The sequence below is a fragment of the Arthrobacter sp. MSA 4-2 genome (assembly GCF_016405885.1).
Lineage (GTDB): Bacteria > Actinomycetota > Actinomycetes > Actinomycetales > Micrococcaceae > Arthrobacter_D.
Genome location: NZ_JAEKGC010000011.1, coordinates 1 through 23,542, shown reverse-complemented (window position 1 = coordinate 23,542; position 23,542 = coordinate 1). Strand labels below are relative to the sequence as shown.

Below are 23,542 nucleotides of genomic sequence, written 5' to 3'. Positions count from 1 at the left end.
GGTCGGCCGGCGAACCGCTCAGGCCGGTGCCCGCCACGCCACGACGGATGAGCCGGCGCGGGCAGCGAGGCTGCCGGGGAGAAGCCTCAGCAGTGCGTTCCGGGCGGCGACGCCGGCCGGCGCGCGGAGGTCCGCTCCCAGCCGGCCGGCCGTGGCGGACCGGCGGGCGATCCGCTGGGTGCGGGGGCGGCGCCGGGCGTCATAGCTTCCGAGGGCAGCGGCCAGGGAGGCACCCTCATTGACCGCCCGGGCAATGAGGAGACCGACGCACGCCCCGTCCTCAAGGGAGGAATTGGCCCCCTGTCCCAAGGTCGGCACCATCGCGTGGGCGGCGTCCCCGATGAGCACGGCGCGCCCGTAGACGTACGTCGCAAGTGCCGGCGCGAGTGCGTAGACGTCATGGCGCAGGATCACCGCCGGGGGCGTCCCCCTAATCAGCGAAGGGACGGGCTCGGCCCAGCCGGCGAAGTGCTCCATCGCGGCGTCCTTCTCATCGGCCCATCGTTGGCCCTCCTCGGAGAAGGTGTACCCATACCAATACACGGAGCCGGCCCCGATCCGCAGCGCCCCGAATTCGGTACCCGGGCCCCACCGCACCGCGAAGCCGTCGGCCGCGGCAGGGAATTCCCGGACGACGCCCCGCCAGGCGGACTTCCCGCTGTACCGTGGTGCCGACGCCGGTGCGAGCTGTTGACGGCAGGCACTGCGCAGGCCGTCGGCTGCCACGACGAGATCCGCGTCGAGGGCCAGGTCCCCCTTGTCGGAGGCGCAGAACACGACTGCCCTTGGCCCGTCCGGCCGACCTGGATCGATGCCCACCACCCGCGCGCCGGGCAGAAGGGTGGCTCCCTGGGCGGACGCCAGGAGCAGGCGGTGCAGTTCCTTGCGGTGGATGCCGTAGGCCGTCGGGGGCGGGCGCCGGACGCTGCCGGAGGGGATGCGCACGAGCCACCTGCCGCGGTGGTCCTGGGTGCCCGCCATCTGCACGGGATGGCCCGCCCCGCGCGCCGGTGCATCAAGCCCGAGCGACGAGAGCGCGGACAGGCCGTTGGGTGTCAGGGCCAGCCCGGCCCCGACCTCCGCGAACCGGCGTGCCTGCTCGAGCACGGTCACGTTCCATCCCTGGCGCAGCAGGGAGCAGGCGGCGGCCAGCCCGGCAATGCCGCCCCCGACCACCACAGCGTCCCGTTTGGTTCCGGCCATTCCATCCCCCGCCCGCAGTGCCTCCGCCGGCCCATGCTACGCCGGGTAGCAGCCGTCCGGCAGCCGGGCCGCCTTGGCCGCGCTAGATCCAGCCGGCGTCGCGCGCCTTGACCCCCGCCTGGAAGCGGCTGTCGGCCCGCAGCGTCTCAAGCATCCAGGCGATGTGCCGCCGGCAGGTGCGCACATTGATGTCGAGGCGCCGGGCGATCGATTCGTCGGACAGTCCGGCGGCCAGCCCCTGGAGAATCGCGTGCTGCATGCTGTTGAGGGGGGTCTGTGTCGCGTCCGGTGCCAGGAACGGCTCGCTCAGTTCCCACGCGACATCAAAGAGCAGGGTGAAGATGTGGATGAGGCTCGGGTCGCGGATCACCAGCGCCGCCTTGTCGCCGGCGTCGAGCTGCCGGGCGACGAGGGCGAGTTTCTGGTCGAAGATCATCATGCGCAGCGGGACGAAGGGAAGTGCCCCGAATTCACCGCCGCCGGCCTGGATGGCGGTGACGGCCTTGCGCGTAGGGACGTGGTCGCGGGTGCTGACGTCGTAGAGCGTGCGGCGCCGGACGCCCCGGTTGAGGAGGTCGAGGTCCTTGCGGATGCTTTCCTCGTGCACATCGGCGGTGGAGCCCTGGCCGGGCTGGGCGATCAGGACCTTTTCGGAGACGTCCCTGCCGTAGTCGATCAGCACCCTGTGGATCAGATGGGGATCCTCGAGGGTTTCCACCGAGGTGCTCGACACGCTCTGCTTGCGCGCCTCGAGGAAGATCGGCACGAGGCTTGAAAGCTCCCGCCGACGTGAGCTGATGCGCATCTTCAGCTCCTGCAGGGACCGCTCGTCGGCGTCGACGAGGTCCGCGAGGGCGACATCGGGTGAGACCGCGACGAAGCCGGCGGTGCCGGCGGCCTGCGGCCCGAGGAGTCGGCGTGCCTGAAGCTCGGTCATGGCATTGTCGATCTCGCGCAGCGTCAGGCCCAGCGCCTCGGAGGCCTGCTCCTTGGTCCAGCCGGGATGGCCGACGGCGTACCGGTACAACTCAAGGCATGAACCGTCGAGCATGAGACCTCCTTCTGGACACCGGGCGGCGCGTCGGCGGCCCGCCCTTCCCCAGAGTACAGAGGAGCCCCGGCCCGCCCCGCCATTCCCGCAGTGGCGCTCCCGCCGACCCGACGGTGCGAAAAACATGGCATGTCCAGTTAATGACACCGCGGACGGAGCAGCAACCCGCCGGCGTCGGCGCTCGGATTCTCCGCATACTGGCGCGAAATCCCGCGGGTATCCGGGGCGCGACGGCGGCCGCCGGGGCGGTCAGAAGTCCGGTTCCGGCCATGTCCTGAAGCGGCCATCCGGGAGGCTGGACACGCAGGGACACTCCGACCATTCTGGGTAGACCGGAAAGGCGGTGCTGGTGGAACGGCGGCATCGAAAGGCCCGACAGGTTCGTCGGCCATCCCTTCCGGAATCAGTCCCACTGCGAAAGGTGATCTCCATGAAGAAGCTCCTCGGCACAGCCGCCGGAATCCTCATCCTCATGGGCGCGGTGTCACCGGCGGGCCCGGCCCTCGCGGCAGGCAGCGCCGAGTCGCCGCGTGGAGACCTCGTCGCCGGCAGTTGGGACTGGCCGAAGTAAGCCGGAACGCTGTGCGTGTTGGTGCGGCGGCGTTCCCCCCGATCCCGCCCCAGCGGGGTAACCACTAACCCTGAAGGAGAGGGCCCATGAGTCAGCTCACCACCGTTCGAACCGCCTCACGAACGGCCGGGAGCACTCAATGGTGGCACCTCACCTTCACTGCGGGTGGCTTCGATGTAGCGGACGGCATCATCGAAGAGCTGGTTACCCCCCTGGTGGCGCAGGCCCGCTCGCTGGGAGCCAAGCGCTGGTACTTTTCCCGCAGCGGCGACCCGGCCACCCAGGTTCGGGTGAACATCCAGGCCCACCCCCGCGTTCTGGAGAAGCTCCAGGGCCTCCAGCGCGACCAGCGGATTCACCGCAGCGCCGCCAGGCCGAAGGTCTCGATCCGGCAGCACACCTCAAGCCCGGCCGTGGACCTCTACTACTTCGGCGGAGTCGGGGAACCCGATCCGCAGCTCGAGTCCGATCTCATCACCTACGGCGGCTCGGCCGGGCTTGAACTGGCCGAGCAGGTGTTCGAACTCAGCTCGGACCTTTCCCTGTGGGCCGTGCAGCGGTTCACCCGCATGCAGAGCCGCTCGGCGCTGGGGGCGCTGATTCTCTTCGATTCAACCCAGGCCATGATGCGCGGGCCGCGCTCGGGCACCTGGCCCGAACGGCGGCGGGACTCCTGGGACTCCTACTGGGACAACCACCTTGCGGCCTGCACCGCCGAGCTGGGCGTGCGCGCGCCGGCCGTCCGGCAGGCCATGACCGAGCAGGTCCGGGCCAAGAGCCCGGCCTTCCACAGCCTCATGGGGGCCACGGCGGCCGAAGCGACCGTCCAGCATTGGCGCCGGCGGTGGTTCTCGGCCCTCGACGGCTACCTCAGCAGCGCGGATAAGGCCGGCGTGAGCCGCGGCGCGCGCCACCTGACCGTGTACCAGGCCCACATGACGCTCAACCGGCTGGGCTTCCTTCCCCGGGAGGAGGCGGCCCTCGGACTTCACGCCCGGACCTGGAGCCCGCAGGTGCCGGCGGGGGCTCGGCGCCGGCAGCACAGCACCTCCTGATCGACACGACCCGCAGCGCCCCCCCACCAGAAGAAGGTTCCCATGAGCGACCGCAGTGATTTCGTTATCGCCGCCGACGACCGTGATCTGACAGTGGCCCTTGGATGTTCCGCCGCGGCGCTTGCGTCCCTGAGGGACAGCGGGGTCCTCGCGAGTTCCGGCGAACTATGGGAGGTGGGCCCGGCGAGGGACTACCTCCGGGACGCCGCCTGGGCCGACAGCCTGTGGCACTGAGCACCGGCGCGCCCGTACCTCCTTAACGGCGGAAGGCCGGGCAGTTGCCCGGCCTTCCTGGTCAACACCAGCGATAAGCTCAGTTACGCGGCGGCCGGTTCCTTGGCGGCACCGGCGAGCGCGTTCAGGATCGCGGTGACCTGCTCGACGAGCTCGGCGTCATCCTTGGGGTGGATTTCGGCGAACCGCTCCATGCTCGTTCCGACCGACAGCTGTGCGTCCTCGAGCACCGAGGCGCCGGCAACGCCGAGCGAGCGGCGTGCGTCGTCATGGGCGCGTACCGCACCGTAGGGGCTCATGGAGGAGCCGATCACGGCTGCGGGCTTGGCCGAGATGGAGCTCTCGCCGTAGGGGCGGGAGGCCCAGTCGATGGCGTTCTTCAGCACGGCCGGAATCGTGCCGTTGTACTCGGGGGAGACGAGCAGGACGGCGTCGGCCTCGGCCACGGCGGCACGGAACTTCGCGGCGGCGGCCGGGACGGCGCCGGGTACATCGAGGTCCTCGTTGTAGAACGGGATGCTGGTGAGGTCGTCATAGGTCACGATGCTCACGTCACCCGGGGCAACCGCAGCTGCAGCTTCGGCGATCTGGCGGTTGTGTGAATCTCCGCGGAGGCTTCCGACGAGGGTGAGGATGGTCGTGGTCATGTGTACTCCTTGTGGGGGTAATGGGTCTCGGCCCTCAGGCCGCTGTCCACTATAACCGGACCGTGGTCCACTTTTATTCCGCACTATGCTTGAACCTATGTCGGGCGGGAATCCAGTGCTTCGGCTCTCCGGCAACGACGGCGAGCGGGCCGATGCCGCGCGCAACCGCCGGCTCCTGCTCGAGGCCGCCGTCCGCATCGTGGAGCTGCACGGACCCGAGAAGCTCACCATGGACGAGGTGGCCCGCCACGCCGGAGTAGGCAAGGGCACGCTGTTCCGCCGGTTCGGGAACAAGACCGGGCTGATCCAGGCGCTGCTCGATCAGTCCGGGAGGGACTTCCAGGCCGCGTTCATGTCCGGGCCGCCTCCCCTCGGCCCCGGGGCGGCCCCGGGGGAGCGGCTGAAGGCGTTCGGCGAGGCGTCGATCCGGCGGTGCGAATTTCAGGGTCACCTGCTGCGGGCCGCGCAGGAGGGGCCGGAGGCACTCGGCCACCCCACGCAGCGGCTCTCCCGGCAGCACCTTGGCCTTCTCCTCCGTGAGGCCGGAACCACCGGCGACGTCGAACTCGCTGCGTATCAGCTCGCCGCCTACCTCAATGCCGGGGTGCTGGTCCACCTCACGGAGGAGCGCCGGATGCCCCAGGAGCGCCTCATCGCGGGCTGGAACGAGCTGGTCAAGCGCTTCCTGCCAAGGTAGCCGGCCGGCGCCAGGGACCAGCCGCAGGGCGCGCCCGTCCGCGGGCGGACGGACGCACCCCGGTAGGCTGGGGCCATGCATAAGATCCGCGCGGCGCTCTTCGGTTTTGGTCTCGGCGGAAGGGTCTTCCATGCCCCGTTCCTCGCCGCTGACCCCCGGTTCGAGCTCAAAGTCATCGTCACCTCCGATCCGGGGCGCGCCACGGCCGCCCGGCAGGCCTACCCGGGGGCCGCCGTGGTGTCCTCGGCGGAGGAGGCCCTCGCCCGGGCCGCAGACCTGGACCTGGCCGTCATCAGCACGCCGCCGGCCACCCATGCCGCGCTGGCCGGAGCGGCACTGGAGGCCTCGCTCCACGTCGTCGTCGACAAACCCTTCGTCGTCGACAGCGCCGAGGGCGTGCGGCTGACCGAACTGGCCTCCTCGCATTCGCGGATCCTGACGGTCTTCCAGAACCGGCGCTGGGACGGCGACTTCCTGACCGTGGAACGGCTGGTCCGGGAGGGCGCCCTGGGCCGGGTGCGGAGGTTCGAATCGCGCATGGAGTTCTTCAAGCCCGAGGTAGCCAAGCCGTGGAAAAAGAGCGCCGGCCCCGACCAGGGCGGGGGCATCCTCTACGACCTGGGTCCGCACCTGATCGACCAGGCCCTGCGGCTCTTCGGTCCGGCGACCCTTAAGCATGCGGAGCTGGCCACGGCCCGCTCCGGCGGTGGCCCTGACGACGACGCCTTCGTGGTCCTGCGCCATGAGCAGGGAGTTCTCTCCCACTTGGCGATGAATTTCCTCGCCCCGCAGGCCGGGCCCCGGTTCCGCCTCACCGGGTCGGAGGCCTCCTACACGAAGTGGGGCGTCGATCCGCAGGAAGCATCGATCGAGGCCGGGATGCTTCCCGGGGATCCCCTGTACGGGCGCGAGCCGCAGGAGCTGTGGGGCCGGCTCGGCCACGATCCGTCGGCGGAGCCGGTGGAGACGGCCCGCGGCGACTACGGCGGGTTCTACCGGCAGCTCGCCGGGGCGGTCCGCAGCGGCGGAGCCGTTCCGGTGGAACCGGAGGATTCCCTGGCGGGCCTGCGCCTCATTGAGCAGGCCCACCGGCTTGCGGGCGGCTAGATCAGGTCCCGCCAGTCCTCGGCAAGCTGGAGCCCGTGCGCCTCGGAAACCGAGGAGTGCGCCACCTGGCCCGCGGCCGTGTTGAGCCCGCGGGCCAGGGCCGGGTCCGCCTCGAACGCCGCGCGCACGCCCCGGTTGGCCAGGGCCACCGCGTAGCGCAGGGTGACATTGGTCAGCGCATAGGTCGAGGTGTTCGGGACGGCGCCGGGCATGTTGCCGACGCAGTAGAACAGCGAGTTGTGGACCTTGAAGGTCGGCTCTTGGTGGGTGGTCACGTGCGAGTCCTCGAAGCAGCCGCCCTGATCCACCGCGATGTCGACCAGCACGCTGCCCGGCTTCATCCGCGAGACCATGTCGTTGGTGACGAGCTTGGGGGCCTTCGCCCCTGGAATGAGGACCGAGCCGATGACCAGGTCCGCCTCGAGCACCGACTTCTCGATCTCGAAGGCGTTCGAGGCCACCGTCTTCACCCGTCCCGCGTACTGCGCGTCGATCTCGCGCAGCCGGGCGATGTTGATGTCGAGGATCGTGACCTCCGCCCCGGTCCCCACGGCCATGGCCGTGGCGTTCGTGCCGGCGACACCGGCGCCCAGCACCGTGACCTTGGCCGGGCGCACCCCGGGGACTCCGCCCAGCAGCAGGCCCGGACCGCCCGCAGGAGCGGTCATGACCTGGGCGCCCACCTGGACCGAAAGCCGCCCCGCGACCTCCGACATCGGGGCCAGCAGGGGGAGGGCGCGCCCGTCCTGCACGGTCTCGTAGGCGATGGCGGTGACTCCGGCGTCCAGCAGGTTCCGGGTGAGCTCGGCCTCGGCGGCGAGGTGGAGGTAGGTGAAGAGAATCAGGCCCTCGCGGAAGCGGTGGTATTCCTCCTTGATCGGCTCCTTGACCTTGAGGACCATGTCGGCGCGTCCCCAGACCTCGTCGGCGTCCTCAAGGATCTCGGCACCGGCGGCCCGGTACTCCGCATCGGTGATGTTGGAGCCGGTTCCGGCACCCGTTTCGATCAGCACGGTGTGCCCGTGGGTGCGGAACTCATGGACGCCCGAGGCCGTGATGGCGACGCGGTACTCGTTGTTCTTAACTTCTTTCGGGACGCCGATGATCATGGGGTTCTCCAGGTGTCGTTCGGGCAGGCGCCCGGTGGGGCGTGCTTCAAGTATGAGCGGCGCCCAAACCGCTGTCTGCTGCTTTGCCGGGGTTGATCGCGCGCCGTCGGCGGGATGCCGTGCGGAGCGTTGCCTGCCGGGCCGGTGTCCCCTCCCGCCGGTGCCCGCGCTGGCGCGCAACGCCGGGGCGGCTGCCGTTCCCTGTGTCCCAGGTCACTAGCAGGGGGGACCGTTGAAAGCAATCGACAGCTGTCGAGTCCGGGAGCGGCAAATGTCGCCCCGCTGCCCGTGCAGCCCCTAGGCTGGCGGGATGCACAACTCCGCCATCGAGGACGCCGTCGAGCGGATTGCCGGGACGCTGCGCCGGGGTCTTTCACTCGAGGACCTCGACGGCGTGCTGGTGGCCTACAGCAGCCACCAGAGTTCCGCGGACCGGGTCCGGGTCAATTTCCTGCTGAGCAAGAAGGTCCCCGCCGACGTCGGCGCCTGGCAGCTTAGGCACGGGATCGGGACCGCGGTGCGGCCGGTGGCGGTCCCGGCGAACGCCGACCTGGGGATGCTGGGGCGGGTGTGCGTGCCCCTGCTGGTCAAGGGTTTCCGGGTGGGATATCTCTGGGTGCAGCAGGAGTCCGAGGCCGATCCCGCCGTAGACATCCTCGCCGCCCTTCCCCGGGTCCGCCCGGAGCTGGACCGGCTCGCCGAGCTCCTGCTCGAGGGCAATACGGCCGACTCCGAACACCGCACGCGCAGGGAGGCCGACTTCCTGGCCGCCTGCGATGGCACCGCCTCCGCCCTCGAGGACCTCAGGGGATGGCCGGAGGTCGACGACGGCGGTCCGTGGCAGCTCGGCGTGATCGCCGACGCCGGAAGCCCGCGGGCGCGGCCGGCCGATCCCGAAGCGGGCACGCTGATGCACCGGGCCGCCGCCCTGCAGGCGACGGTCGGCGTCGAACCGTTCCTCTTCAGCGCCGGCGCGCCGACGCACGCGGTCCTCCTCCTGCGAGCAGGGGTCGGCTATGCCGCTCACGCCGATGTCCTGCGGCGGTATGGGGAGGGCCTGGCCAAGCGTGCGGGGCGTCCGGCCGCGCTGCTGGTCCTGGGGCTGGGGGAGCCCTTCGCGGGCCTTGAGCGGCTGGCCGAGTCCTACGGCCAGGCCCGCTGCGCCGCGCAGGCCGCCGGCGTCGAGCCGCAGCTCGGTACTCTCGTCGAGTACCGCTCGATCGGCGCCTACCAGATGCTTGCGGCAGTGGGCTGGCAGGCGGCGGCGGCCCGGAGCATCTATTTCGCCGAGCTGGAGGAACAGGACCGGGCAGGGGAGCTGCTGCCGGTGCTCGAACTGCTGTACGACAAGAACGGGTCCGTTCAGGATGTCGCGGCGCAGCTGCACCTGCACCGCAGCAGCGTCTACAACCGCCTCGCGCGGATCCGGGCCATCATCGGGGCCGATCCGCTCGGCGGTGCGGTGCGGCTCGAGCTGCACCTCGCCCTAAAGGCCCGCCGCTGGATGCTCCGTCCGAGGTTCTGATCCGGCCCTGCGGGAGCCCTGACGGCGCAGCCACTGTTCGATGTCGCTCCGGCGGATGCGCCGGTGCGAGCCGCGGTACTCGGTGGCGATCTCCCCGGCATCGGTGAGGTTGCGCAGGTAGGTGGGGGAGATCCCGGCCAGTTCGGCGGCCTGCGAGGTCGTCAGCAGCTCGGCCACCGAGGAGCACTGCACGGTGTCGCCTGCTCCGAGCCGTTCGAGCAGGTCGACCACCGCCTCGCGTGCGCCGGCGGGCAGGCGGAACGCCGTCCCGTCGACGAAGACGGTGATGTCGGAGCTGTCGGCCAGCGCCCGTTCGAGCCTTGCGGCCTCGGCGGAGGGCAGCGCATCGGTGGTGCGGGGGGCTCGTGGCGGCATGGGGACATTGTGCCAAAGATGGGCGTCCTGCGGGTTCTTTGGGCCCCCGTTTCCCAAAGCTTGCGCCCGGCCGGGCGGCACCGATGCGGTGCGCGGACTATCCGGTGGTCTGGACCGGTAGTATCCTGAGGCGATCAGTATCCTTACTTCCGTTCGCGGCCGACGTCGACCGCTTGAAGCGAGATGGTGAAGGCAATGACGACAATCAACTCAACGCCCGGCGCCGCCCGGCCGGGGGCGGCCCCCGCCGAAACCGGCGAACGCCCCTGGTGCCACCGCTGCGGCTCCGACGATTTCCTGATTTTCGAAGAGTACGTCCCGCCCCGGCTCCCGAGCGGCGGCGGGGCGATCCTTCCCGCCAGCGCGGGCTACTCCTGCTCGGAGTGCGGCGGATTCGCCGCGCACACGGTGCCGGCGGACTGGAGCCCACCGCACTGGTTCTGGTACAGCTGACCCACCCGGGCCGGCTTCCCTCCTGCCGCGCACCGGCCTTGACCTTGACGCTGCGTCAACTCCTACGCTGGATCCGGCACGGAATCCAGAACGGGAGAACAGAACGTGGAACGGTCGATCCAGGACGTCGCGAGACTCGCCGGCACCACCAGCAGGGCCCTGCGCCACTACGGGCAGCTGGGCCTCCTTGAGCCGTCGCGCGTGGGCGCCAACGGCTACCGGTACTACGACGACGACGCACTGGTGCGCCTCCAGCGCATCCTTCTCCTGCGCGGATTCGGGCTGGCACTGCCCGCCATCCGGGACATCCTCGATGGCGGCGAACAGCCGGCCGCTGCCCTGCGCACCCATCTGGGACAGCTGCGCCGGGAGCACCAGCGGATCGGACAACAGATCGAATCGGTGCTGGGCACCGTACGGAGTCTTGAGAGAGGGGAACCCCTGATGGCCGAGAAAATGTTCGACGGCTTCGACCACACCCAGTTCAAGGAGGAGGTGGAACAGCGGTGGGGCGCCGACGCGTACGCCGCCGGAGACTCCTGGTGGCGGGCGAAGAGCGAGACCGAGCGGAAGGACTACGCGGCCGCGGCCAAGCGGCTCGCCGACGGCTGGGTGGCCGCGGCGTCCGGCGACGAGCGCCCCGAGGGGCCCCGCGCGCAGGAGCTCGCCGCCCGGCACTTTGAATGGCTGTCCGAGGCGCCGGGGATTCCCCGCGAAGGCGGCAGGCCCGCCAAGGACTACGTGATCGGGATCGGGGAGATGTATGTCGCCGACCCCCGCTTCAGCGCGGTCTACGGAGGACCGGAAAAGGCAGGCTTCGTCAGCGACGCCCTGAAGGCCTACGCCGACGCCAACCTCTAGGCCCCGGCCGGCTCCCGCCGGCCCCACCACAGCGCGCCGGGCCCGCCACGCCGCGGGAACCGGACGGGCACGGCGGGTCCGGCGCTGGCGCTATTGACCCTCCCCGGCACAGATGGTTCGATAATCGCGTGCGCCCCGAGGCGCACCGGACGTGGGAGGCCCAGTCATGGGACCAGCTTTTCCATGGGGCGGGAGCAGGAAAGCTGCTCAACACGAAGGTGCAGGGCCGGGCTGCCGGCCGGCCCGAGGGCGGCTGTGACTGCCCCAGCGGCGGGCCAGCGCAGGGCCGACGGCGCCGGAGGGCTTGTCGCCATCCTCACCGTCGACGACGAACCGAGCGTCTCCCGGGCGGTGGCCCGGGACCTGCGCCGGCGCTTCGGCGAACAGTACCGGATCGTGCGCGCCGATTCGGGGGCCGATGCGCTCGAGGCGCTGCGGGAGCTCAAGCTCCGCGGCGACGAGGTCGCCCTGCTCATCGCGGACCACAAGATGCCGGAGATGAACGGCATCCAGTTCCTCGAGGCAGCCATCGACATCTACCCGGCGGCCCGCCGGATGCTGCTGACCGCCTACGCCGACACCAGCGCAGCCATCGACGCGATCAACGTCGTTGACCTCGACCACTACCTGCTCAAGCCGTGGGACCCGCCGGAGCAGAAGCTGTACCCGGTCGTCGATTCCCTCCTCGAGTCCTGGCGGACCGCGGACCGCCGGCCCGTGCACACCACGACCCTCGTGGGCCACCGGTGGTCCGCGCGGTCCGTCGAAGTGCGCGAATTCCTCGCCCGGAACCAGGTCTCCTATCGTTGGCTGCCGGTCACCGAACCGGAGGCGCAGCGGATCCTGGCGGCGGCCGGCACCGACGGCTCGGTCCTTCCGGTGGTGGTGACCGCCGGCGGGGACGCCCTCGTTGCCCCCACCGACACCGTCCTGGCCGAACGCGTGGGGCTGAGCACCGCCCCGCTCAAGGATTTCTACGACCTCGTCGTGGTCGGCGGGGGCCCGGCCGGGCTGGGGGCCGCGGTCTACGGTGCGTCCGAGGGCCTCCGGACCGTCCTCGTGGAGAAGAACGCCACCGGCGGGCAGGCGGGGCAGAGCTCCCGGATCGAAAACTACCTGGGCTTCCCGGACGGGGTTTCCGGTGCCCAGCTGGCCGACCGGGCCCGCCGCCAGGTCTCCAAGTTCGGAGCCGAGGTGCTCACCACCCGCAACATGACCGGGCTTGAGGCGCGGGGCGGGGCGCGCGTCGTGACCTTCGATGACGGGACGGAAATCGCCGGGCATGCGGTGGTGCTGGCGATGGGCGTGGCCTACAAGACCCTGGCGGGCGAAGGGCTCCCGCACCTCACCGATCGGGGTGTCTTCTACGGGGCTGCCACCGCCTCGGCGGCCGACCTCGCCGGCGAGGACGTCTACATCGTCGGGGGAGCCAACTCCGCGGGGCAGGCCGCCGTCTATTTCGCCCGCACGGCCCGCTCGGTTCGGCTGCTGATCCGCGCCTCGAGCCTGACGGCGTCAATGTCCTCCTACCTCATCGACCAGATCGAGGCCACCGCGAACATCGAGCTGCTGCTCCAGACGGAGGTGGCGGCGGCCCGCGGCGAGGACCACCTTGAGGGGCTGACCCTGCGGAACCGGGAAACGGGTACGTCCCGGGAGGTGGCGACGAACTGGCTGTTCGTCTTCATCGGAGCCGATCCCCACACGGAAAACCTCGAGGGGGCCCTGGTCCGGGACAGCCGCGGGTTCATCGTGACCGGCAACGACCTGCTGACCGACGGCAGGCCCCCTGCGGACTGGCCGCTCGACCGCATGCCCTACCCGCTCGAGACCAGCATTCCGGGGGTGTTCGTCGCAGGCGACGTGCGCGCCGGCTCGGTGAAACGGGTGGCCTCGGCGGTCGGCGAAGGCGCCATGGCCGTCACCCTCGCCCATCGATACCTGGCCGCGCAATGAACGGGGGCCAGCGGTGCGATCCGGAGGAGCTCCGCACGCTCTTCCTGTTCGAGAAGCTCACCGAGGAGCAGCTCGCATGGATCTGCGAGATCGGCACCATCCGCTCCTACGGGGCCGAGACGATCTACAGCGAGAACACGCCGGCGGAGGTGTTCTACGTGCTGCTCGACGGCGAGGTGGTGCTGACCCGCCGGGTCGGCGACGACGACGTCGAGCTCATCCGCACCAGCCAGCGGGGCGTGTACGCCGGCGCGGTGCAGGCCTACCTTGGCGACCGGGTACCCCAGGTCTATTCGACGTCCTTCCGCACGAGCAGGCCCAGCCGGTTCCTCCAGATCGGGGCCGAGGACTTCGGCAACCTCGTCGGAGACTGGTTCCCGATGGCGCTGCACCTGCTCGAGGGACTGTTCTTAGGTATGGAGAATACCCGCGAGGTGATCGCACAGCGGGAGCGGCTGATGGCACTGGGCTCCCTCTCGGCCGGACTGACCCACGAGCTCAACAACCCGGCGGCGTCGGCGCTGCGGGCCACCTCCGTGCTGCGGGAACGGGTCGCCGCCCTTCGTGACACGATCCATTTCGCGGCGGGCCTGACCGTGGCCCCGGAGGCACTCGAGCGGCTCGTCGACCTGCAGGAGGAGGCGCTGCGCCGGTCCGCGCACGTCGGAACCCTCGGCCCGCTTGAGGTCTCCGACCGGGAGGACGCGCTCGCCGACTGGCTCGAGGACCACGGTGTCCAGGGCAGCTGGGAGCTGGCCGCGACGTTCGTCCAGGCCGGCGTCGGCGAGGACTGGCTGCGGGAGGCCGCAACAGCTGCTCCGGACGGCGACATCAACGGCGTCCTCCATTGGCTGGCCAACGTCATCGTCACCGAACAGCTGATGAACGAGATCCAGGATTCGACCTCCAGGATCTCCTCCCTGGTCGAAGCGGCCTCCCAATACTCCCAGCTCGACCGCGCGCCCTATCAGGAGGCCGACGTGCGAACGCTGCTCGACAGCACCCTGGTCATGCTGGCCCAGCGCATCGGTGCCGGGATCACTGTCGAGAAGACCTACGATCCCGACCTGCCGATGCTTCAGTGCTACCCGGCCGAACTCAACCAGGTCTGGACGAACCTCATCGACAACGCCGTGGCCGCAATGGAGGGGCAGGGCCGGCTGACCGTGACCGCCGTCCGCGAGCGCGACACCGTCCTCGTGGAGATCGGGGACACCGGGCCCGGCGTTCCCCGGGAGCTTCGGGGCCGGATCTTCGAGCCGTTCTTCACCACCAAACCCGTGGGCAGCGGAACGGGCCTCGGCCTGGACATCTCCTGGCGGATCGTCGTGAACAAGCACCACGGGTCGCTGAAGCTGGTCAGCGACCCGGCCACGGCGTTCCAGGTGCGGCTGCCGCTGCAGCAGCCCGCGGAGGACGCCGGGACAGGCCCCGCCCCGGCGCAGGAAGCTCCGGCCGCACACGGATGAACCTCGCCCTGACCCTGCTCACCATCGTGGCCGTCATCTGCGCCGCCAGCGCCCTGGCCACCCGGTGGCGGATGTCGGCTCCGCTGCTGCTCGTGATCCTCGGAGTGATCGGGTCCTACCTGCCGTTCATCCCACCGGTGCGCCTCATCCCCGAGATGGTGCTCATCGGCATCCTGCCGCCGCTGCTGTACGCGGCCGCCCTGCGGACCCCCGTCGTGCAGTTCCGGGCCCTCAAGCGGCCCATCGCGCTGCTCTCGGTCGGCTACGTCATCTTCGGCACGGTCACCATAGGACTCGTGGTCGCCTGGCTGATCCCCGAGGTACCCCTTCCGGCTGCCTTCGCCCTCGGAGCCGTCGTCGCACCCCCGGACGCCGTGGCCGCCACCTCCATCGCCAGGCGGGTGGGCATGCCCCGCCGGGCGGTCGCGATCCTCGAAGGGGAGTCCCTCGTCAACGACGCCACCGCCCTGGTGCTGCTGCGCTCCTCCGTCGCCGCGCTCGCCGGGAGCATCAGCCTGCTCGAGATTGCCTTCGAATTCGTGGTGGCCGCCGCCGGCGGCGCGCTCATCGGCGCCTGCGCCGCCCTGGTGCTGCTGGGCATCCGCAGGCGCGTGCGGAACGTGCCGATCAACACGGCGACGTCCCTGGCCGCACCCTTCGTTGCGTTCCTTCCCGCCGAGGCGCTCCACACCTCGGGGGTGCTCGCAGTCGTCGTCGCCGGCCTGATCATCGGCACCCGGACGCCCTCGATGCCCGGCAGTGCCTCACGGCTGAGCCAGCGCACCAACTGGGCGACGGTCCAGTTCCTCCTCGAGAACGCGGTGTTCCTGCTCATCGGGCTGCAGGTGCGCTCGATCGTCGACGCCGCGCTGATGGACCCGATGGGCCCGGCACGGGTCTGGACCGTGTGCGGCATCATCCTGCTGGCGGTCATCGTGCTCCGCCCGGTCTGGGTCTTCCCTGCCAGCTACCTGCCCCGGCTCCTTCCGCGGATCCGGACCACCGAACCTCCGCTGCCCTGGCAGTTCCCGGCCGTCGTCGCGTGGGCCGGCATGCGCGGGGTGGTCACGCTGGCGGCGGTGTTCGTCCTCCCGGAGGACATCCCGCACCGGCCGGTGCTCATCCTCGCCGCCCTCGTCGTGGCCGCCGGCACCCTGGCCATCCAGGGTTTCAGCCTGCCCTGGGTGGTGCGCCGGCTCGGGCTGCGCGGCCCCGACCGCCGGGAGGACGCGCTGCAGCGGGCCCTGCTGGTGCGCCAATCCACCGCGGCCGGCCTGGGCCAGCTCGAGGGGCGCATCCTCGCCGAGGACTCACCGGAGCTGCTCGGGATGCTCCGCCGCCGCACCAAGGAATGGAGCGCCGCGGCCTGGGAGCGCCTCGGGCCGCCGGAGGAGCAGCTCCAGACACCGAGCCAGCGGTATTTCGAACTGCGGATGGTGATGCTCGACGCCGAACGCCGGGAGGTGCTGAAGCTGCGGCGGCAGGGCCTCTATGCCGCCGAAGTGGTCGATGAGGTCCTTGAGCGGCTCGACTCCGAGGAGGCGATGCTTGAGACGTTCCTCGCCGAGGAAGCGGACGAGGCCGGCGGAACCGTCCCTGCGGTGGGCCCGGCCGCCTTGGCGGACCCGCGGGACCGGCCCGTCCGGGACGGGTGCGCGCATCTGCAGGACGCGCCCGAACGGCAGACGCCGGCAGCCCCCCGGTGCCTTGACTGCGCCCGTGAGGGGACGACGCCGGTGCACCTGCGGATGTGCCTCGAGTGCGGCGAGGTCGCATGCTGTGAGTCCTCGCCCGGCCTGCATGCCGACCGGCACTTCCGGAACACGGGGCATCCGCTGATGCGCAGCGTCGAGCCGGGCGAGTCGTGGCGGTGGTGCTACCTCGACGAGGTGCTTGGCTGATTTCCGCCGCCGTCCGCCCGCTGCGGGGAAGCCGGCGCGCGCGGGACGCAGACGAAAGGGCCCGCCCGGCGGCTGCCGGACGGGCCCTGGTGCGGGCTGATCAGCGTGGGGACTGATCAGCCCGCGGTTCGATCAGGGACAGAACTGATCAGCGGAGGGGCTGATCAGCCGGCGGCCTTGATCAGTTCGGCGGCGTCGGCGCGGAACAGTCCGCCCTGCCGGGTGCCGACGAACAGCCACTTCCCGTCGTCGCTCGCATCGAGCGAGGTGACCGAGGTGGACGCCAGTCCGGCGGACACGTTCTTCCAGGTGATACCCCCGTCCAGGCTCGCGAGCACCCCGCGGCCATGGACCCACAGGGGAGTGGGACGGAAGGTGGTCGACCCGGCGAACAGGACGGTCTGGTTCCCGCGCTTACCCTTCACCACGGCCTCGGTGATCGAACTGGTGTACATATCGATCCCGCCGACGTCCGAGCGGGTGAAGCTCTTCCCCCCGTCGGTCGAGACGGAGATGCCCCGGCCCCCGGCGACGACGTGGAGCGGATCGGCCGGATTGACCCAGACGGTTGAGGTTTCCCCTTCCTGCACCTGACGGATCGTGGCTCCGTCGTCCTCCGAGAGGTAGAGTCCCTCGTCGGCGGCAAGCCACATCCGGGTGTCGTTCGAGGGGTCGATGGCGATGTTCCGGATGGTGATCGGGTGCTGGTATGTCTCCCAGGTCTGCCAGGCGTCACGGGTGACCATGAGGCCCCTGTCCCCGAAGTCCGCGTAGCTCCCAGCGCCGTGCGCTGTCGTGGTCGGGCTGGCCTCAAGGTCGTGGATCACCTGTCCGCGGGACGACCTGCCGGCCTGCGTCCAGGTTGCTCCGCCGTCGGAGCTCACCTCGATCCGGTGGGCGAACCAGGCATCCACGCGGGTCCTCCACAGGGCGTTCCGGTCCCCGGCGTCCTGCTCCAGTTCGTCGGAGCGGACGCCGATCATACCCTCCCCGCCCGTGGGGCCCCATTCGACGATGTTGGCGGGCAGCTTGCGCCCGGCCGGAAGCTCGCGCGATGCGGAGCCCTGATCGTCGGACACGAACAGGCGCGGGGCGCCCTTGGCATCGGTCGAAGCGATGACGTCCTTGATGGTCGTGGCAGCCACGCCCAGCCGCTTGAAGGAGTCTCCGTCGTTGCGTGAGGCGTAAAGGCCGCCCGCTTCCATCGCCACGAGCAGGGAACGTCGATCGTCCGGCCACCGGGCGAAGTCGCTGCCGATGCCACCGCCGCCGCCCGGGTAGGTGAAGTCCTTCCAGGTGACGCCGTTGTCGGTGGAGCGGGCATATCCGTTGTTGCTGGTGGCCCGGATGAGTTCATCTCCCACCGCGTGGACATTGATGGCGAAGGATCCAAGCGGCTCGGTTGTCCTCCACGTCGAGCCTCCGTCGGTCGAGGTGGTGACCCGTTCGCGTTCGCTGACGGCCACCACCGAGCCGGTCGCGGCGACCCCGGTGATGCTCCGGTCAGGGGATTCGTACACCTGTTCGGGGGTGCCGGGGCTTCCAAAGATGTCCTCGACCCGCCAGACCCGGTCGAACGCGGTGACCAGCAGGTTGCCGTTCTGCAGCGCGGCGCCGGTCACCGCTCCCGCCCAGCGGAAGGGCTCGTGGGACCAGGTGGTCCCTCCGTCCAGGCTGATTTCCACCCCGTCCGCCGTGAGGACGGCAAGCCTGCTGCCGTCATTGACGACCGCGGCGACGTGCTTGTCGGGCATCGGCAGGACACTCCAGGTCTTCCCGAGGTCCTCCGTGCGCAGCAGGCGCCCGGCGTAGCTTGGGTCCATGGGCGGATTCGTCCCTCCGCCGTTGACGGCGTACCAGAAGGCCTTGCCGTTTTTCGGGTCGGCAATGGGGATACCCCTGCCGTCGGCCACCGGCAGGGACCTCACCTGCCGCCACGAGGCGCCGTGGTCGGTGGTGACGAAGGGGCGCACCGACGTCGACGTCGTCTGCAGTGCGGTTCCGGGCGCGGCCGGCGAAACAGCGAGCTGGTCCGAACTGGCGTTCCGCCCCACCTGCTTCCACGTGTCCCCGGAGGTTTCACCGGAGACGACTTCCATCGAGCCTGACCCCGCGACCTGGCTGCCGCCGGTGACGCCGGTGGCGGTGAGGGTGTAGGCACCCACATCGCGTGCCTCAACGTCGGCGCTGTACCAGCCGGGCATCGACGGCGACGGAACCGCGGCGACGGTGAACGGTTCGCCGGTCCCGCCGTTGCGGGACACCGTCAGGACCGGTGCCTCGTCAAGGCGAAGGAAGGAGCTAATCAGGACCCTCGTCGTTCCGGGAGCCGCGGGCTGGGGCGTAGCGGTGACCGAGAGGCGGCGCGAGAGCTGCAGGTAGGGGATGCGCACCTCGGTGCCGTCGCTCAGACGGGCGACGATGACCCCCGAGAGCTCCGAGTCCGCCTCGGACACCGTTGCGGATGCCACCGCCTCCACCGGGACCGAGGCGCCGGGCGCGATCGTGACCTCGGGGCTGCTCAGCGTCAGTTCACCGGCGCTGCGGTCTGAGGGAAGGACCTCAAGCCGCGCGGAGACCGGCTCGGTGGAAAGGTTCTTCAGGGCGAATTCGAGGGGAACGGGCCGGTCCCCCCGGGCGTCGGCCTGGCCGAACCCGAGGGACGACGGTGATGCGAGAACGCTTGCCTTCTTCAGCGTGCCCGTGTCGGCCCGGCCTGCGCCTTGGAGGGTGGGGGAGAGCCGTGCGGACGCTCCCGCGAGCTCCTTCGAACTCCCCACGAGGAGCGAGCGAAGCGATGCCGGGTCCAGGTCGGGATGCTGGGCGCTCGCGATGGCCGCGGCTCCCGCGACGAAGGGCGAGGCCATCGACGTTCCGGAGAGCCGGGCGACATTGCCGGGCGCCCCGAAGGTGGAGGGAACCATTGAGAGGATATCCAGACCGGGAGCAACGATTTCGGGCTTGAGCCGGCTGAGGACCGTTGGTCCGCGGGAGCTGAAGCTGGCGATGGTGTCGGTCGCGTCGACCGACGAGATGGTGATCCGGGCAGTTCCCTCCTCCACCGCTTCGGCGAAGGCAGCGTATTCCGAGTTCTTCATCCCGAGGACAACGACCGAATCCAACCGTGAATCACTGCTCTGGGCGAGGTGCCCTGACGCGCTCGGTGCGGCATCGGTGATGCCCGGATCCAGCCCGGGGCCCGTGGGATCCCCGGGCCCGACGGGTGGGGTGTCGCTCTCAGGAGGAGGGCTGTAGAAGATGACTGCCGCCGCGCCGCGCTCCTCGGCGAGCCGGGCGATCCCGGGGAGGCCGCCGGCGGATTCGGTGGCGCTTCGGGGGAGTTCCCTCTGATGGGCGACGATCTTGCCGGCAACATCGCCGGCCGCGTCGAAGTCTTCGGGCGTTCCTGCCCCACCGAGGGCGACCACCGGTGCGGTGAGGTCCTGTTCCGGCGGATTCGCGCTGAACGGCGCCCGCCAGGTGGTGAGTGTGCGCTGCATGGGAGCGGCGAGCGCCGCCGTGGCGACCCGGTAGTCGGTCACCGATGCGCCGACGGCGAGGACGTCCGCGGCCGCTGCGGGCGTTCCGATGGTCGCTTCCCCAGGGCCTTCATTTCCTGCGGCGGCGACCACCAGGACGCCGCTCTTTGTGGCGTTTGACGCTGCGTCACCTAGGGCGTCGTTTCCATCCCCTGGACCGCCGAGGCTCATATTGATCACATCGGCCGGGTGGGCGCCGACCGGGTCCGCCGCGGCTTCGATCCCGGCGATGATCGTCGATTCCCATCCCGAGCCCTCGGCGTTGAGCACTTTGTAGGCAGTGAGGGCCGCCTCGGGCGCCACGCCGGTTGCCGCACCGGTCCCGGCGACAATTCCGGCGACGTGCGTGCCGTGATAGTGATCGTCCATCGGGTCGTCGTCGTCATTGACGAAGTCGTACCCGTCCACCACCTTGAAGCCCTCGCCGAATCCACCGCCCAGTTCCGGCAGCGAGTAGTCGATTCCGGTGTCGAGGACAGCGACGACCGAGCCCTTCCCGGCGGCGGTTTCCGCCGTCGTCGGGGCATCGGCATCGGGCTGGGCGTTCTTGGCCGGCGTCGGTGCGTCTGTAGGGGCGGGCTTCGCTGAGGGCTTCGGCGTCGCCTTCGGCGTGGGCGCCGGGGCTGTGGGGTCGGTAGGAGGCGTCGGCTTTTCGGCGGGCGGAGTCGGTGCAGTCGTCGCCTCCGCCTCGTCGGAAGGCTCGGTCGGTGCCGGGGCTGTCTCGAGTGAGTGGACCTGGCGGTCGAGGTTCACCCGGACCACGCCGGGAATCCCGCGGAGCGCTTCGAGCTGGACCGGGTCAACCGTGGCAATGACGGCGTTCAGCACGCCGGTGACGTGCCGGGTCTTTTCGAGCCGGATGCCGCGGGCTTCTGCCTCGGCAAGGACGCTCTCCTGCGCCTCGGTCACCTCGGCGCGGGCCGAGCGGTAGGCGCTCTGCGCCGCGGAACGGGCGTTTCCCGATCCCTTCCGCAGTGCGTTGGCTTCGGTGTCTCCGAGTCGGGCGAGCGCGTGCTCGCCCTCGAACTCGATGATGACGCGTTGGGATTTATTGGCGGCGGAGGCTGGAGGCGCCTCAACGGCCGTAAGGCCGCCGGCGAGGACCGCGAGCACCGCGGTGCCTCCGGCAAGGTGGGCTAAGGAACGGGAACCGAGTATCGACATGGACATCCTTCGTCACGATCGCCTTTTGGCGTGCCGTAACTCTACGGGCGGATACCCAAAATGAATGGCCGCGAGCGGCCTCTGGCCGCAGGAGGCCAGAAAATAGTTGAACGGGGGTTCTAGTGCGTCATCGAACCGTCACAGCCACCCGCGTCGTGCCGCCTCCGCTCCCGCCTGGAACCGGTTGGCTGCTCCCAGCTCCGCCATGAGGTCCTGGCTCCTGCGGCGCAGGGTGCGCGCGGACATGCCGAGTTGGCGGGCGATGACCTCGTCCTTCAGGCCGGCGCCGATCAGGGTGAGCATCGCATGTTCCTCCGGGGTCGGCGCCCGCTCCACCCGGCGCCCCGGGGTCTTGAGGTCCCGGGCGAGCGTCCCGGCGGTTTCCCCCACCGGGATGGCCGAGCGCCAGTAGAACTCGAACAGCTGGCAGAGGGCCTCAACCAGCGGAGGCGACTCGGTGACTAGCGCGTCGAAGCGCTCCCCCTCCAGAGTGAGGGACACCATGGCGACCGTGCGGTCGGCAATGGCCAGCTTGAGGGGAAGCTCTTGGGTCGCCCGCGCCTGTTCCCCGCGGGCGACAAGTCGTTGGACCTCCTCCCAGCTGCCCTCGTGCTCGAAGCTGGCGGCCGAGTAGATGGCCCGCCACGACACGCCGCGGTCGAGCACCACGGGTTCGAGCGGGTTCGAGGATGCCGACACGTAGGGAGGGCGGTCGAAGGCAAGGAATTCCCGGCCGGCCTGGTGCTGCAGCCGCACGTACCAGGCGGCCAGCGCATCGGCGCCGCTGAGGACCTGCGTCTGGGGCGCGTCGGCCTGGCTCGAGCGCCCGGCGTCGAACTGGTCCGCCAGCACCCCGATGTGGTCGCGGATGCGGGCCAGGCCGTCGCTGTGCCGGTCGGTGAGGATCCGCAGGGCAAACCGGGGATCGACCGGCGCGTAGTCGCCGTCCTCGGTGGCCCGCCGGGCGACAAGGCCCATCCCGCGCAGTGTATCGAGGCGGTCCTCGGCCTCCGTGTGGGAGATCCCGAGCTGTTCCGCCACCACGGGGACGCTCGCCGCCCCCTGCCGCAGCACAAGGTGGTAGATGCGTTCGCTGGCCTCGTCGATTCCGAGGAGGTCGAGAACGGTCTCATCCTTAGCCATGGCAGAAAGCCTACCGAGGCCGGACCCGTACCGCCGCAGCCGGGCCGATGATGAACAGCGCCCCGCGTGGGTGATTTTCCGGGGCTGATCCGTCCCCGTTGGATAATGGGCCGTCCCCCTCAGTAGTGTTTCCCTATGGCCTCCCTTCGAAACAGCCGCGCCGCCGCGCTCCCAGCCAAACTTTCCCGATCCTGGCTGCTGGCTTCAGCGGCCTCGGAGGCCAACTTCGCCCCGGCGCTCGCCTCCGAGGCGGACTCAGTCATCTTCGATATGGAAGACGCGGTGCCCGCCGACGCGAAGGTTGAGGCGCGGGACCGGGTCGTTGAGGCGCTGTCCAGCGGCATGACCGCCTGGGTGCGCGTCAACGGGATCGAAACCGACTACTGGGCCGATGACCTCGCGGCCCTCTCCGGGCTCCCGGGGCTGCGGGGGGTGATGCTCGCGATGACGGAGAAACCGGAGCAGGTGACCCATACCGCCATGCGCCTCAAGGCCGGAACCCCGGTCCTCGCCCTGGTGGAATCGGCGCTTGGCATCGAAAACGCCACAGCCATCGCGAGTGCTCCAGGAACGTTCCGCCTGGCCTTCGGCGTCGGCGACTTCCGCCGCGACACCGGCGCCTCGGACGACCCAATGGCACTTGCCTATGCGCGGTCAAAGCTTGTTGTCGCGTCCCGCGTCGGCCAGCTCCCGGGCCCCATCGACGGCCCGACCGTCGGTGCGCTCGGTGATGAGCTGCTGCAGGCGAGCCGGGTCACCGCCTCAATGGGGATGACCGGCAAGCTGTGCCTTTCACCTGACGCGACCGACACGATCAACCGGGCGCTCTCCCCGAGCGAATCGGAGATCCAGTGGGCTGTGGAGCTGCTCAGCGCCCATGCCGCCGGTGCGGTGGTGGGGGACGGCTCCTACCTTCCGCGGCTGGCGCGGGCGCAGAAGATTTCCTCGCTCGCCGACTCCTACGGACTCTGGAACGCCTGAGCCGGTAGGTCGCCGTCCGGCGCCTTAGGCCGCCATGGCCCGCTGCTGCTGCGCGCTGAGCGGCGAGGCCCCTCCGCAGTTGGTGCACACCAGAAGACGGCTCTTGCGCACCGTCAGCAGCGGGATGAAGAACAGCGTGAATTTCGTGGCCCGCTGAATAACCTGCTGTGGTGCGAAGCGCCCGCAGAAGTGGCAGCTGGCGGAGCGGGAGAACAGGACGCGCTCGCGGGTGGTGAGGCCGAACAGGAAAAACATTGTGCTCCTTCAAGGGCGCGGGGTTGGTCCGAAGGGTCAACGCTACCCGCAGTCCGAGCAAAATAGGAAGCATACTGATGATTGACTTGCCGCCGCCCGTCCGGGTGCCTTAACCCAAGGACGTCCCGCACCGGGGGTGCGGGACGTCCTTGGAGGGCGAGGCTACTGCCGGCGGTACTTGTTGACCATGGGGCAGTCGAAGGGGTCGCGGGCGGCGAGGCCGACCCGGTTGAGGTAGGTGACCAC

At 70.2% G+C, this 23,542-nt stretch carries 20 protein-coding genes; 12 read left to right on the top strand and 8 right to left on the bottom strand.

Annotated features, from left to right (window positions below):
- Positions 1 to 18: 18 nt before the first annotated feature.
- Together I6N91_RS12860 and I6N91_RS12855 are read right to left on the bottom strand one after the other, a co-directional pair.
- Positions 19 to 1,203 carry an FAD-dependent oxidoreductase gene (locus I6N91_RS12860; RefSeq protein ID WP_198813172.1) on the bottom strand — a complete coding sequence of 395 codons (1,185 nt, stop codon included), beginning with the start codon at positions 1,201 to 1,203 and terminating at the stop codon, positions 19 to 21.
- Between the two features lie 82 nt (positions 1,204 to 1,285).
- Positions 1,286 to 2,254, bottom strand: a complete 969-nt coding sequence (locus tag I6N91_RS12855) for a LuxR C-terminal-related transcriptional regulator (protein ID WP_198813169.1) — start codon at positions 2,252 to 2,254, stop codon at positions 1,286 to 1,288.
- Between the two features lie 430 nt (positions 2,255 to 2,684).
- On the opposite strand from I6N91_RS12855, the gene I6N91_RS12850 reads away from it, so the two are divergent.
- The 3 genes from I6N91_RS12850 to I6N91_RS12840 all read left to right on the top strand — a co-directional run bounded on the left by I6N91_RS12850 (position 2,685) and on the right by I6N91_RS12840 (position 4,114).
- Positions 2,685 to 2,825: a hypothetical protein gene (locus I6N91_RS12850; RefSeq protein WP_198813166.1), complete on the top strand. Its 141-nt coding sequence runs from the start codon at positions 2,685 to 2,687 to the stop codon at positions 2,823 to 2,825.
- 86 nt (positions 2,826 to 2,911) lie between these two features.
- A complete protein-coding gene (locus tag I6N91_RS12845; RefSeq protein WP_198813164.1) occupies positions 2,912 to 3,880 on the top strand; it encodes a lantibiotic dehydratase C-terminal domain-containing protein in 969 nt (322 codons plus the stop codon).
- Between the two features lie 42 nt (positions 3,881 to 3,922).
- Positions 3,923 to 4,114, top strand: a complete 192-nt coding sequence (locus tag I6N91_RS12840) for a hypothetical protein (protein WP_120166358.1) — start codon at positions 3,923 to 3,925, stop codon at positions 4,112 to 4,114.
- A gap of 83 nt (positions 4,115 to 4,197) precedes the next feature.
- Here I6N91_RS12840 and I6N91_RS12835 read toward each other — a convergent pair whose 3' ends face one another.
- Positions 4,198 to 4,761 carry an NAD(P)H-dependent oxidoreductase gene (locus I6N91_RS12835; RefSeq protein ID WP_198813163.1) on the bottom strand — a complete coding sequence of 188 codons (564 nt, stop codon included), beginning with the start codon at positions 4,759 to 4,761 and terminating at the stop codon, positions 4,198 to 4,200.
- 85 nt (positions 4,762 to 4,846) lie between these two features.
- Here I6N91_RS12835 and I6N91_RS12830 point away from each other — a divergent pair, with 85 nt between their 5' ends.
- Positions 4,847 to 5,458 (top strand): TetR/AcrR family transcriptional regulator, encoded by a 612-nt coding sequence (locus tag I6N91_RS12830; RefSeq protein WP_198813161.1) that lies wholly within the window; start codon positions 4,847 to 4,849, stop codon positions 5,456 to 5,458.
- Positions 5,459 to 5,533: 75 nt separating this feature from the next.
- Positions 5,534 to 6,565 (top strand): Gfo/Idh/MocA family oxidoreductase, encoded by a 1,032-nt coding sequence (locus tag I6N91_RS12825; RefSeq protein WP_198813159.1) that lies wholly within the window; start codon positions 5,534 to 5,536, stop codon positions 6,563 to 6,565.
- Here I6N91_RS12825 and ald read toward each other — a convergent pair.
- The gene (ald, locus tag I6N91_RS12820; RefSeq protein WP_198813157.1) at positions 6,562 to 7,674 is read right to left on the bottom strand and encodes an alanine dehydrogenase; all 1,113 of its coding nucleotides are present in this window, start codon (positions 7,672 to 7,674) and stop codon (positions 6,562 to 6,564) included. The two genes, I6N91_RS12825 and ald, sit on opposite strands and share 4 nt — an antisense overlap.
- A 310-nt stretch (positions 7,675 to 7,984) precedes the next feature.
- On the opposite strand from ald, the gene I6N91_RS12815 reads away from it, so the two are divergent.
- Complete coding sequence (locus tag I6N91_RS12815) at positions 7,985 to 9,199, top strand: PucR family transcriptional regulator (protein ID WP_198813156.1); 1,215 nt, start codon at positions 7,985 to 7,987, stop codon at positions 9,197 to 9,199.
- Here the strand turns inward: I6N91_RS12815 and I6N91_RS12810 are convergent.
- Entirely contained in the window at positions 9,161 to 9,574 is a 414-nt protein-coding gene (locus I6N91_RS12810; RefSeq protein ID WP_198813153.1) for a helix-turn-helix domain-containing protein, read from the bottom strand. The genes I6N91_RS12815 and I6N91_RS12810 overlap by 39 nt on opposite strands.
- Positions 9,575 to 9,769: 195 nt before the next feature.
- Here I6N91_RS12810 and I6N91_RS12805 point away from each other — a divergent pair, with 195 nt between their 5' ends.
- The 5 genes from I6N91_RS12805 to I6N91_RS12785 all read left to right on the top strand — a co-directional run bounded on the left by I6N91_RS12805 (position 9,770) and on the right by I6N91_RS12785 (position 16,214).
- On the top strand, positions 9,770 to 10,027 hold the full coding sequence (locus I6N91_RS12805; protein ID WP_198813151.1) for a hypothetical protein: 258 nt from the start codon (positions 9,770 to 9,772) through the stop codon (positions 10,025 to 10,027).
- Positions 10,028 to 10,132: 105 nt separating this feature from the next.
- The gene (locus I6N91_RS12800) at positions 10,133 to 10,888 is read left to right on the top strand and encodes a MerR family transcriptional regulator (RefSeq protein WP_198813148.1); all 756 of its coding nucleotides are present in this window, start codon (positions 10,133 to 10,135) and stop codon (positions 10,886 to 10,888) included.
- Positions 10,889 to 11,143: 255 nt separating this feature from the next.
- Complete coding sequence (locus I6N91_RS12795; protein WP_307843350.1) at positions 11,144 to 12,844, top strand: FAD-dependent oxidoreductase; 1,701 nt, start codon at positions 11,144 to 11,146, stop codon at positions 12,842 to 12,844.
- A complete protein-coding gene (locus I6N91_RS12790; RefSeq protein ID WP_198813142.1) occupies positions 12,841 to 14,313 on the top strand; it encodes an ATP-binding protein in 1,473 nt (490 codons plus the stop codon). Before I6N91_RS12795 ends, I6N91_RS12790 begins: the two co-directional genes overlap by 4 nt.
- Positions 14,310 to 16,214 (top strand): cation:proton antiporter, encoded by a 1,905-nt coding sequence (locus tag I6N91_RS12785; RefSeq protein ID WP_198813140.1) that lies wholly within the window; start codon positions 14,310 to 14,312, stop codon positions 16,212 to 16,214. Before I6N91_RS12790 ends, I6N91_RS12785 begins: the two co-directional genes overlap by 4 nt.
- Positions 16,215 to 16,378: 164 nt before the next feature.
- Here I6N91_RS12785 and I6N91_RS12780 read toward each other — a convergent pair whose 3' ends face one another.
- Both I6N91_RS12780 and I6N91_RS12775 read right to left on the bottom strand, forming a co-directional pair.
- Positions 16,379 to 20,917, bottom strand: coding sequence for a S8 family serine peptidase (locus I6N91_RS12780; RefSeq protein WP_198813138.1), 4,539 nt, complete (start codon positions 20,915 to 20,917; stop codon positions 16,379 to 16,381).
- 138 nt (positions 20,918 to 21,055) lie between these two features.
- A complete protein-coding gene (locus tag I6N91_RS12775) occupies positions 21,056 to 22,060 on the bottom strand; it encodes a helix-turn-helix domain-containing protein (RefSeq protein ID WP_198813135.1) in 1,005 nt (334 codons plus the stop codon).
- A 135-nt stretch (positions 22,061 to 22,195) separates the two neighbouring features.
- On the opposite strand from I6N91_RS12775, the gene I6N91_RS12770 reads away from it, so the two are divergent.
- Positions 22,196 to 23,041, top strand: coding sequence for a CoA ester lyase (locus I6N91_RS12770; RefSeq protein ID WP_198813133.1), 846 nt, complete (start codon positions 22,196 to 22,198; stop codon positions 23,039 to 23,041).
- 24 nt (positions 23,042 to 23,065) lie between these two features.
- Here the strand turns inward: I6N91_RS12770 and I6N91_RS12765 are convergent, their stop codons facing one another.
- Positions 23,066 to 23,296: a zinc-ribbon domain-containing protein gene (locus tag I6N91_RS12765; RefSeq protein ID WP_198813131.1), complete on the bottom strand. Its 231-nt coding sequence runs from the start codon at positions 23,294 to 23,296 to the stop codon at positions 23,066 to 23,068.
- Positions 23,297 to 23,542 lie beyond the last annotated feature (246 nt).